Source organism: Subtercola boreus, from assembly GCF_003399645.1.
GTDB classification, from domain to species: domain Bacteria; phylum Actinomycetota; class Actinomycetes; order Actinomycetales; family Microbacteriaceae; genus Subtercola; species Subtercola boreus_A.
The window spans coordinates 1-10,685 of sequence record NZ_NBXD01000031.1 but is presented as its reverse complement, the minus strand read 5'-3'; the positions used below and the strand labels follow the sequence as shown (position 1 = coordinate 10,685).

Here is a 10,685-nt window from a genome sequence, read left to right as displayed (position 1 = left end):
CGGCCCGTGCGGCATGAGAAACTTGCATCTGCGAGATGCCTCTCTTTTCGGGTCCAATTGTCTCTGTGGTAAGAACAATTATCCCTGATCAGAAAGGTATTCTCCGTTTAACGCGCCGATCTCACCCCATGCCCCATCGGTGGATCCAGGCTAAAGCACTTGCAACCAGCCCGCCCGATCGAAACTCAAGCAGTTCGGCGCACGACTGAACCCGCGGCCCCCTCGCCGAGCCGTGAAGAAATCGGCAGCACGGGCGCGACACCAGCCACCATTCGGACCTGGGCTGCTCTGAATGGTTTCGAGGTAGGAACCAGGGGACGAATACACGCCACTGTTCTCGACGCTTACGCCAAAGCACACCAGTAAAACTAGGACTCCAGAACTCGGATACGCGTCTCCTGTTTGTCTCGCGAAGACCAGCGAAGCTGTCTCGTAACCTATCTGTCTCGTAGCCCATGGGCTGCGAGAGACGACCGTGCGCCCACTCAGTACACCTGTGCGGGCAATAAAAAGGGTCGGGTAACGGGCATCGCAACGGTGCGGGTGCGGCATCTGTGGATTCTTGACGTTGTCTGCACGGATGATCGAAGTTCAGTGCACGCCACCGGCCCCGTAACGGTCGTCCCGTCCTCAGAACGTTTTTGAAACGCGTTCTCCACAAACACGTGCGTCACGAACATGTTCGTACTAGGCTAGGGGCATGTCCTCGAATACTTTTCCCAAGGTGCCAATCAGCCGGCGTGAGCGGCCGGCTAAGCCTGCCCTGACGCGGGTAGGTATCGTCGATGCCGCTCTCATGATCCTTGCCGAGGAGGGGCTTAGTAAGGTCACGATGCGCCGGATCGCCGCCGTGCTGGACACGGGCGCCGCATCTCTTTATGTGTACGTCCGGAACACGGAGGACCTGCACGCGCAGGTCCTTGATGCTCTCCTAGGCGAGGTGAAGCTCCCGCCTGTGGCCGGGCCGTGGCGTTCGCGTCTCACAGATGTGCTGACGAGCTACACGGCCGTTTTGTTTCAATACCCGGCCCTGGCGCGGATGAGTATGTCAACGCACCCCAGCGGCACGAACTATCTCGGCCTGCTGAACGGCGTCTTGGGGTTGCTTCGCGAGGGAGGAATCCCAGACACGGACGCTGCGTGGGGCGTTGACCTGCTGTTGTCCTTCGCAACTGTCACCGCCGTTGAGCACGGTCACGAGGACCCGCTGCAAGCAGACGGCGACGACTTTTCTGCCCTCACCGAGCAGCTCGCCACCGTGGACGCCGAGGTATTCCCCCACATCGCTCGCCTCGGTAACGATCTGCTCTCAGGTACAGGTGAGCAGAGATTCCGGTGGGGACTTGACGTCCTCATCACCGGGATTCTTCACACTCAGCGCACTTCTTCTAAGGAACTTTGACCATGTCCACTACTAGTAACACCCACACCACTGCCCGGGGCACCGCGCTGTCCCGACGCCAACTCGCGATCCTCGTGGTCGTGCTCCTCGCGGATGTCCTGGACCTGATGGATTCCACGATCACGAACATCGCCGCGCCCACCATCGTCCGAGAAATCGGTGGTGGTGAGAGCCTTGTGAAATGGTTGGGCGCCAGTTACGCACTCGCTATCGGGGTGCTCCTCGTCGTCGGGGGCCGGCTCGGGGACCGGTACGGCAAACGCCGCATCTTCCTCATCGGCATCGCCGGGTTCACCCTCGCCTCCCTCATCTGCGGCCTCGCCATCGACCCGACGATGCTCATCGGTGCCCGCCTGCTCCAGGGCGGCTTCGGCGCCCTCCTCATCCCGCAGGGCATCAGCGTCCTGATCGGGGTACTCCGCCGTGAGCAGTTACCGTTCGTCTTCAGCCTCTTCGGACCCGTGATGGGCGCATCTGCCGTCCTCGGGCCCATCGCTGCCGGACTGATCATCGGCGCGAATATCGCGGGCCTCACCTGGCGGCCCATGTTCCTGATCAACATCATCCTCGGTACGATCGGGTTCATCATCGCCTACCGTGTTCTGCCCGAGGAAACCCCAGACGGGCAGCAGCGCATCGACGGGCTCGGCGCAGGTCTTCTCGGGCTCACCATGCTGGGGCTGATCTACGGCCTCATCCAGGGCTCCACCGACGGCTGGACCCTGGTCCCGATCATCAGCCTCGCTGTGGGCGTCATCGGATTTGTTCTGTTCTGTCTCCGCCAGAAAGCTGCCGCCAACCCGCTGATCCTGCCGTCCCTGCTCCGGAACCGCGGGTTCACCTCGGGACTGATCCTCGGACTGGCCTATTTCGCAGCCGTCAACGGATTCGCGTACGTCGTGTCGCTGTTCTTCCAACTCCAACTCGGCCTCACCTCCACCGAGGCCGCCCTGGGGCTCGCACCGCTCATGGTCGGCATCATCGGGTCCTCCCTCATCAGCCGGCCCCTGATCCCCACCCTCGGGCGCCGCCTCGTCGTCGACGGTCTCGCAGTCACGCTCCTAGGCGCTGCAGCCCTGTTCCTCACCGTGGTCTTCACCGGAACCCAGGTCAACGCCCTGTGGACGGCGCCGCCGATTTTGATTCTCGGGGCAGGTATGGGGGCATGTTTCAGCAGCATCTATGACGTCGCCATCGGCGATGTTGCCCCCGCAGAGGCCGGGAGCGCCAGCGGGTCCCTCAGCGCCGTGCAACAACTCGCCGCCGCGATCGGATCCGCGATCGTCACAACCGTGTACTTCAGCCAAGCCGCCGCCCACGGCGGAATCCAAGCCCTCACCATCAGCGTCGCCGTTGTCGGTGGGATCATCGCGGTCTGCCTCGGCCTGGTCTGGTTGCTACCCAAAAAAGCCGCAGAAGACCAGCACTAGCCACCCCGAGAACACAACCCAGGCCGCACGCCTTGCCCGCACATGTCACCAACCAGGAGAAACCAATGACCATCACCACAATCACCAACGTGCGCATCTTCGATGGAGACACCGTCCTTCCCGCCCGCACCGTCACCCTCGACGGGCCAACAATCCTCTCGGTGGGACAGCCCGCGCCAGCCGGCGCGACGATCATCGACGGGAACGGTGGGACACTCCTGCCCGGCCTGATCGACGCGCACACCCACACGTCCGTCGAGTCCCTCCGCGACGCTCTCCGCTTCGGTATCACCACCGAACTGGAAATGATGGGCCACTGGAGCGCCGAAGACCGCGCCACCATCAAGGCCACCGACGATCTGGCGGACCTCCGCTCCGCAGGATTCGGTATCTCCGCCCCCGACGGCCACCCCAGCGAACTCATGGGCGGACCGCCGCCAGAAGACACCACCCCTCACGAGTCAGACGCAACCGGCCGGGACGCTGACGAACACGGCCCGCACGGGTTCGTGATGCCCTCCGCAACCACACCAGACGAAGCCATCGCCTTCGTGAAGCAGCTCGTCGCCACAGGATCCGACTACATCAAAGTCATGATCGAAGAAGGCACAGTCCTCGCCAGCCCAGGCCTCCCGATGATGACCAATGACACCCTCGTCGCGGCCGTCCGCGCGGCCCACGAACACGGCAAAACCGTCCTTGCCCACGCCCTCACCCTGCACGCCACCCAGCAAGCCATCGACGCCGGCGTCGATGGGCTCGCGCACCTCTTCATCGACCGGCCACACACCCCGCAGATCATCGACGCGATCGCAGCCGCAGGCGCCTTTGTGACCCCCTGCCTGTCCCTGAACTCCTCCATCATGGGCGTCACCGGTGAACGGTTCACAACCGATCCCCGCGTCGCATCCAAGCTCAGCCCGAAATGGCTGAAAACCCTCCGAAGCAGCTTCAACACCTACCCCAAAGGCCATTTCGACGACGTCCTCGACACCGTTGCTGCCCTGCACGCTGCGGGCGTCGACATCCTCGCCGGCACCGACGTGTCCATGCCCGTCCCCGCCCTCGGCGGACTAGCCCACGGATTCAGCGTTCACCACGAACTGCAACTCCTCGTCCAAGCCGGCCTCACCCCCACCCAAGCACTCCACGCCGCCACCTCCGCAACAGCCCGCCGCTTCGCACTCACCGACCGCGGCCGCATCCAGGCCGGCGCCCGCGCCGACCTCATCCTCGTGAACGGTGACCCCACCACCGACATCACCAACACCCTCAACCTCCGCCACATCTGGCGGAGAGGAACACACACGACAGCCTGAACAAACTTCCCAGTTGTGAACGCGAATCGCCACTCAGGACCATTCCCTCCCCAAGGCGACCCATCCGAACGCGCAACCAACCCCCTCCTGAACATGCTCGAGCAGCAGGGCACGCTTCTGGCGCGTGCCCTAGCTTGCCCCGCCGTCAGGTCCGAGGAATCGAGGCACGGCGCTTCCGGCTCATCACGCGGGCACCGTCGGCGCAATTCTCACAAGCGGGGAGATGGTCTGGCGGGAGATCCCGAGCTCCGCGCACAGCTCCCCCAATGTTCGTGTCGGGATTCCCCGTCGACGCCATCGCGAAGCGCACTTTCGCTGGTGCCATCATGAAGGGTCAACCACCCACCTGGCCCCGGGCGCGAGCAAACGCCAGGCCCACGACCGTGCGCTCCGCGATCCACTCCCTCTCGAACCCAGCCAAGGCCGCGAAGATCCCGAACACCAGTTTTCCGGCCGCAGTCATGGTACCGATTCGCAAGGCGAAGTTTCTCGCGAGTGTTTCATAGGGCTACTGAGCCGTGTCTTGTGGGTGTTGTCGGGATAGTTGTATGACGCCATAGATCGCGAGTACCCCCGCGATGATGAACACGAAGCTCGCCCAGAGTGGTGCTCCGGCCGCTTCGCCGAGAACAATAATTCCGATCGTGACGCCGACCAGCGGGTCGATGACTGTCAGCCCGGCGACGACGACTTCCGGGGAGCCTGAAGCGTACGCGGTTTGCACAAAGTATGAGCCGAGGATCCCAGCGGCTGCGAGCCCGAGCAAGCAGACCAGAGTCAGTACGTCCGCGGGGGTGAGGTGAAAACCGCCCTGCACTATGGTTTGGACCCGGGTGATGAGAACTTTGGCGAGTGTTGCGACGAAACCGAATAGTACTCCGGCGCCAACGACGTAGAAGATGCGGGTAAATCGTTCCCGCAGCGACGCGAAGGCGAGACCGAAGATCAGCAGGACAACGCCCAGAATTATCAAAACAATGACGAGTTGAGTGTTCGTGATAGGGATCGTGGTGGTAGTCAGTGCGGCGACGGTGACGAACAGGCCTATCCCCCCGACACAGAACGCGATGGCCCGGATCGCGGGTTTGCTGAGTTTCGTTTTCGTGACGCGGGCGGTAATCAGCGCAGTAATAATCAGGGCCGCTGCACCGAGAGGTTGCACGACGGTGAGGGGTGCGAGATACAGGCTGAAGAGCTGGAAAACGACCGCGAGCCCGAGCATCAGGGTGCCGATCAGCCATGACGGCCTGCGCACCAGGGCTGCGAGCTGCCGGATACCGAGACCCGACCGGGTGTGCTGCTGAGCTCCCGCGTTGATTTTGCTGACCCCGTGTTGTTGGAACTCAGTTCCCGCGGCGAGGAAGACAGATCCGATCAGAGCAACCGGTATCCCTAATGCCTGCATGGGGCTGAGCGAAACCAGTTCAAGACTCACGAGCTGTCCTCCTGCCGTTCTGAATTCATGGGCGTGTTCATCAAGTTGATCATCGCAGCCAACCCGGCCATCCGGTCAGATACCCGCAGCCGCCATCAAGAGGCAACCCTAGGCTGTTCGGTCCCAGTGGGGTGATGACGTGACGACGAGATCAGGCTGCCGGGTCTGGGCGAGCTTCTATGCGAAGTGTCGGGCTTTCACGACACTCGGTGTTTTCTTTGGCGTCGCAGAGTTTTCGGACGAGGGGGAACTCTTTACGTCTCAACCTGTACAGGTTGTGGGTGGATCATCGGGTTCATGACGATCAGAAACTGGCATGACGAGCACACAAAGACACTGACCCTGGGGCAGCGGGCGGCAGATGCCCTACGTAACGGGATGGGCAGCTGGCTGTTCATCGGTTCGTTCGTCCTGGTCATGGTGCTGTGGGCGGTCATCAACTCCGTGTTCCTGCACAACGAATCGTGGGACGCGTACCCCTACATTCTCCTGAACCTGTTCCTGTCAATGCTCGCCGGCCTCCAGGGAGCGATTCTGTTGATCGCAGCGAAACGACAAGACGCCATCAGCTCCGCGATGGCCAAACATGACTTCGACACCAACGTCGCGTCGAAAGTAGAAATCGACCGCCTCATCGAGCTCTGCGTCCAACACAAAGAAATGATCACCGAACTCCGCGACCTCGTAAACCACCTCCCGACCGCACCGTCAGCAAAAGCTCAGAAGGGATAACCAACACTGCGATCATGCCCCCGCCGGCACGTCTGAAGAAGGCGGACATTTGAGGGACATGACCATCTCGCCGACGCCCGTGAGTCGGCGCTGGTGCTTCTGCACGATGACCGGTTCGAAGGTCCCGTCCCGGTCAAGCCTCCGGCAGTTACGCCGGACGGCGGATGAACGTGACGCGGCGGCAAGACTGTTTGCCGTCAGCGTCGCCTGGCAGCATAGTCAGCCGTTGAGGTGATGGGGCGGTGATGGTTTCGTGGCCATTCCCGAATGGGGTCGTACTCGCCGGGCTGAACAGGCCGCCGTGTTGCCAGACCCTCGCGGCGTGGGCAGGGCTCCGCCACCGCGATTGGACAGTCTCAGTGCGTTGCAAGACAAACAGTCCCGTGGTGTTCAGATACCCGCTCTCAACCAGAAGGTCCCAAAGCGGCTCACTGACGTTCAAAAGAGGAATCACCCCGGCGACGCTACCCCCGAAAGAGGCGCACGCCACTGAACTCACAGGATCAGAGCAGACTTCCTTGGCGCAAGCGTTAATCCTGCTCAATGATAGAACCTGACTGGAGCGTGCGGTTCTGCGTGCAGCACAGGCCCACCCTCGAGGGGCCGGGATGGCCTATTGCTTGGTGGCGGTGAACGTGTCGTGGTATTCGTCGACGATGCGGCGGGTCGCGGCACCGATTGCGCGGTACTCGTTGTCGGTGAGGTTAGCGAGTGAGACGCGGGCGGAGGTGTCAACAACTTCGAATCCTTTGCCGGGCAGGAGAACGACTCCCGTTTCCTCGGCGAGCCGGAAGAGGAACTCGGTACCGAGATCCTGGCTGAGGAACCAGTTCTCGAAGTCGTCTCCATAGAGTCGGCGGCCGAGTTCCTGCAGGTCAATGAGGCTGTAGTAGTTCACGTCGTCGGGCTCGAACGCAGCCGCGACGCCGATACTGGAGTACAGGGTCTGGTAACGCTGTCGGATCAGCTGTTTAGCCGCAGTTTTATACTGCCCAAGCCGGTCCATCAGCCCATTAAGCGCGAAGAGAGCCATTTGGAGTTGCTGGGGCGTCGAAAGACCCGCAGTGTGGTTCAGAGCGACCGCACGACTATCGGCGACGAGCCGGTCGATGAACGCCAACTCGCGTGGGGTTGAAGTCAAGGATTCGTAGCGGGTGTCCAAACGGGTCTTCTCGCTCTCTGGCAGGCCGCCCAAGAGTTCGTCGATGATGTTCGAAGTATGAAGGGCGATAGTGCCCAAACGCCAGCCGGTGGCTCCGAAGAACTTCGAGAACGAGTACACGCAGAGGGTGTTGTGCGGGCATCGGGCGAACAGAGAAACGAAGTCGTCCGCGAAGGTGCCGTAGACGTCGTCGGTCACGATGATGAGGTCCGGGCGATGATGTTCGACGACGTCGGCGAGCTGGTCGAGCACGGTGGTGGAGAGTTTTGATGACGGAGGGTTGCTGGGGTTCACGACGCAGAACACTTTGATTGCCGGGTCGAGGAGCTTGTCGATCTCGTCTTGGGGCAGCTGCCAATCAGCCGTCCGGTCCATTCGGATGTCAACAATCTCCAAGCCGTATTCCTTGAGGACAGGAATTTCCAAGTACGGGGAGAAGATCGGGGTGGCGATGCCTATTTTGTCGCCCGGGTGGATGAGCCCGTTGGCCGCGAGGCTGTTGAAGATGTACGCCATCGCGGCGGTTCCGCCTTCGGTGGCGAAAACGGAAAACGCACCCTGGTCGGTGATGGGTCCGAACATTTCCTGGGCAAGGTAGGCCTTAACGATTTCTTCAACATGGCGGAGTATGCGTGGCGGAGTCGGGTAGGTACAACCGAGGAAGGCTCCGACCATTTCGACGAGGAACTCGTCGCGGTCAAGGCCGAGCTGATCCTTGACGTAAGACAGCGCTGATCGCAGGAACGTCACTCCTTTGCTATGGCCTTGATGGGCAGCAAAAGCTTCGAAGCGCCCCACGATGCCGTCTCGTTCGGGTAGACCCCCAAAGCCGCTGTCGAGGTAGGAGTAGGAGCGTTCGGACTCCCTCATGGAGAACTCGCCCAATGTCAGGAAGGCCCAGCGTGGGAGGGTGGCCAGGAAGTTGGGGTTGCCTCTGCCTGCGTTCAGCATCAGTCGTTGAGCGTCGGATGAAGCGACAGAGATGAGTTTGTCTTTGAGTTCGAACGGGCTGAGATTGGTGAAGCTGGAATAGTCCTCGGCTGGCATTGTGGTCTCTTTCTGTGGGCGGTCAGGCTGCAGCATTTTTGGTGACAAGGCCCACGATGACGGGGCCCCACAAGGTCAGGAACACGTTCGCGACGGCGTAGGTGACGGTGAACGAGACCACAGGGGTTGAGTTTCCCGCCTTCTCTAGCAGCGCCGCGAAGGCCGGGTTCGCGCTTCGTCCGCCCGCGACACAGGCCAACGCTTCGATCGGGTTGCGGATGCGGAGCACATAGTAAGAGAAGAAGAATGTGAAGATCGTCGGGATCAGGGTGACGGCGACGCCGAGCAGGAACAGAGTGATTCCGTGCTGCTGGATCGCGACGAGAGCTTGCGGCCCCGCGGTGATACCGACGATCCCAACGAACGCGGCGAGCCCGAAGTCCCGGAGGAAGTTCGACGCGCCCAACGGGAGGGCTGCGTACCTGGGGTGGACGCTGCGGAGCCATCCGCACATGAGGCCGGCGATGAGGCACCCGCCACCACTGCCGATAGCGATCGGGACCCCCCACAGTGTCAGGGTGATCAACCCGATCAGCAGACCGGCCGTCATCCCGATGCCGAAGAAGACGTAATCGGTTCGGGCTGCAGCGCTGATGATGTACCCGATTTTGGATTGCACCCGGCCAAGATCGGCGGGACGTCCGACGAAGTGGAGTTCGTCGCCCCGGTGGAGTTCGAGGTTGTCCAACAGCGGCAGATCGATTCCCATCCGCTTGGCGTTGGTGAGGTACACGCCGTGGCTCAGGCCCACGTTCACGTGCTTCCGTATTTCGCTGATCGGTCGTGACGTGAGGGCCTTGTTGGTCAAGATCACTTCCCGGGCTTCCTCCACCAGCCGGAATCCGTCAGGTGCCGGCGATTCCTCGCCGAGGAGTTCCCCGGCCCGCGTCATTGCCTCAGCCCTCCCGGACAAAGCAACCAGATCCCGGTCTTGCAGAATCGTCTTATCGGTGAGAGGGATAGTTGCTCCGCCTCGAACGACGGCCTCGACCGCCGCGTCAGAGAGGGAAGCATCAACCTCAAGCGCAGTCTTTCCGCTAGAGCCTCGAGCTTTATCCAGGGTGAAGAAACGCGTGACAATGGGCCGGACTGCGTTGAACGTTCCCGGGTCGAGTTCGGTGTGACCGCCCGACATCGTCGCTGCGAGCTTGACCGCTTCAGCCCTGATATCCCAGCGTTTCAACGCGGGCAGGAACCAGGTCACCAAAATGATGGGCCCGAGGGATCCGAAAATGTAGGTGATGGCGTAGCCGACCGCCACGTTGGTTTGCATCGTTTTGGTGACATCAGGGGAGAGCCCAAGCTTTCCGATCGCATCCCCAGCCGTGCCGATGATCGCGGACTGGGTCAACCCACCACTAGCCAGCCCAGCAGCAAGCCCCCGGTCAAGACCAAACACCCAAGCCCCAACAAGCACCGTACCCAACCCCGCAACACACATCACGAAAGCAGAAACGAGTTGGTTCAGCGACCGACGATTCAGCGCATGGAAGAACTGCGGGCCGCCCTGGAAACCCACCGCGAAGATGAACAGGGCGAAAAAAATGGTCTTGATACCCGGATCAATGGTGATACCGATCTGACCTATAACAACACCAACCAGAAGCGTTCCCGCGACACCCCCGAGCGTGAAACTACCGACATGGATCTTTCCGACCACATAGCCCAGAGCGATCGTGATGAACAAGGCTACAAGTGGTTGGGCGGCGAAAAGATCACCGATGACATTCACCGAATACCCTGACGGGCGTGACACGGAGGGGACGTTGTCATAGAGGCAGGCTCGTTTCTCAATCGGTTATCGGCACCGCGCCGGCGGGATCCGAGCTCCGAGCAAAACAGCGAAGAAACGTGACCGGATCCGCGAGCAGCACCGACAGTCAACCACCTACCGCACACCCAACACAGGGTCCTTAGTCCCAACCATCCGCGGCACCCGTCCGCACACCCCCATTTTGTCCCGCGTCAAGTAGTTGGCAGGGTTTCTTCGATTTCGAAGTTGGGGATGGTGGGGTCGGCGAGGCCGGCGTGGACGTCGGCGGGCCGGTTCCAGGCGATCGCTTCGTGCGGGCGGACGTGGTTGTAGTCGGCTCGGTAGGCGTTGATCTGCTCGACCAGTGACAGGCCATGGTCGATCTCCTCGCGGAACAGCCACTCG

Annotated in this window: 9 protein-coding genes and 1 pseudogene; 5 read left to right on the top strand and 5 right to left on the bottom strand. The window is 61.5% G+C overall.

The genetic code is table 11. The annotated features are described in order from the left end of the window. Window positions 1-159 precede the first annotated feature (159 nt). The 4 genes from B7R24_RS16300 (at window position 160) to B7R24_RS16285 (ending at window position 4,151) form a co-directional block, all read left to right on the top strand. Window positions 160-366, top strand: coding sequence for an Lsr2 family DNA-binding protein (locus B7R24_RS16300; protein WP_253259512.1), 207 nt, complete (start codon window positions 160-162; stop codon window positions 364-366). Window positions 367-700: 334 nt separating this feature from the next. Beyond that, window positions 701-1,402, top strand: coding sequence for a TetR/AcrR family transcriptional regulator (locus B7R24_RS16295; protein ID WP_116420038.1), 702 nt, complete (start codon window positions 701-703; stop codon window positions 1,400-1,402). Window positions 1,403-1,404: 2 nt separating this feature from the next. After that, a complete protein-coding gene (locus B7R24_RS16290; protein WP_116420037.1) occupies window positions 1,405-2,832 on the top strand; it encodes an MFS transporter in 1,428 nt (475 codons plus the stop codon). Between the two features lie 65 nt (window positions 2,833-2,897). Then, window positions 2,898-4,151: an amidohydrolase family protein gene (locus tag B7R24_RS16285; protein WP_116420036.1), complete on the top strand. Its 1,254-nt coding sequence runs from the start codon at window positions 2,898-2,900 to the stop codon at window positions 4,149-4,151. A gap of 334 nt (window positions 4,152-4,485) precedes the next feature. On the opposite strand, the gene B7R24_RS18540 is transcribed toward B7R24_RS16285, so the two are convergent. After that, window positions 4,486-4,614 carry a recombinase family protein gene (locus B7R24_RS18540; RefSeq protein ID WP_437123537.1) on the bottom strand — a complete coding sequence of 43 codons (129 nt, stop codon included), beginning with the start codon at window positions 4,612-4,614 and terminating at the stop codon, window positions 4,486-4,488. 45 nt (window positions 4,615-4,659) lie between these two features. Continuing rightward, on the bottom strand, window positions 4,660-5,586 hold the full coding sequence (locus B7R24_RS16275) for a multidrug DMT transporter permease (protein WP_253259511.1): 927 nt from the start codon (window positions 5,584-5,586) through the stop codon (window positions 4,660-4,662). A 297-nt stretch (window positions 5,587-5,883) separates the two neighbouring features. Between B7R24_RS16275 and B7R24_RS16270 the strand changes: the two genes are divergently transcribed. After that, window positions 5,884-6,318, top strand: coding sequence for a DUF1003 domain-containing protein (locus B7R24_RS16270; protein WP_116420035.1), 435 nt, complete (start codon window positions 5,884-5,886; stop codon window positions 6,316-6,318). 613 nt (window positions 6,319-6,931) lie between these two features. Here B7R24_RS16270 and B7R24_RS16265 read toward each other — a convergent pair. The 3 genes and pseudogenes from B7R24_RS16265 to B7R24_RS16255 form a co-directional block, all read right to left on the bottom strand. Beyond that, the gene (locus B7R24_RS16265; RefSeq protein WP_116420034.1) at window positions 6,932-8,527 is read right to left on the bottom strand and encodes a bifunctional aspartate transaminase/aspartate 4-decarboxylase; all 1,596 of its coding nucleotides are present in this window, start codon (window positions 8,525-8,527) and stop codon (window positions 6,932-6,934) included. A gap of 22 nt (window positions 8,528-8,549) precedes the next feature. Further along, window positions 8,550-10,259, bottom strand: coding sequence for an aspartate-alanine antiporter (gene aspT, locus B7R24_RS16260; RefSeq protein WP_116420033.1), 1,710 nt, complete (start codon window positions 10,257-10,259; stop codon window positions 8,550-8,552). A 233-nt stretch (window positions 10,260-10,492) separates the two neighbouring features. Then, window positions 10,493-10,685: pseudogene (locus tag B7R24_RS16255) on the bottom strand (integrase core domain-containing protein); the annotation flags it as partial.

Bases quoted from the DNA above. Each gene is read 5' to 3' on its own strand.
- B7R24_RS16295 (WP_116420038.1), top strand. From the start codon at position 701: ATGTCCTCGAATACTTTTCCCAAGGTGCCAATCAGCCGGCGTGAGCGG.
- B7R24_RS16290 (WP_116420037.1), top strand. From the start codon at position 1,405: ATGTCCACTACTAGTAACACCCACACCACTGCCCGGGGCACCGCGCTG.
- B7R24_RS16285 (WP_116420036.1), top strand. From the start codon at position 2,898: ATGACCATCACCACAATCACCAACGTGCGCATCTTCGATGGAGACACC.
- B7R24_RS18540 (WP_437123537.1), bottom strand. From the start codon at position 4,614: ATGACTGCGGCCGGAAAACTGGTGTTCGGGATCTTCGCGGCCTTGGCT.
- B7R24_RS16270 (WP_116420035.1), top strand. From the start codon at position 5,884: ATGACGATCAGAAACTGGCATGACGAGCACACAAAGACACTGACCCTG.
- B7R24_RS16265 (WP_116420034.1), bottom strand. From the start codon at position 8,527: ATGCCAGCCGAGGACTATTCCAGCTTCACCAATCTCAGCCCGTTCGAA.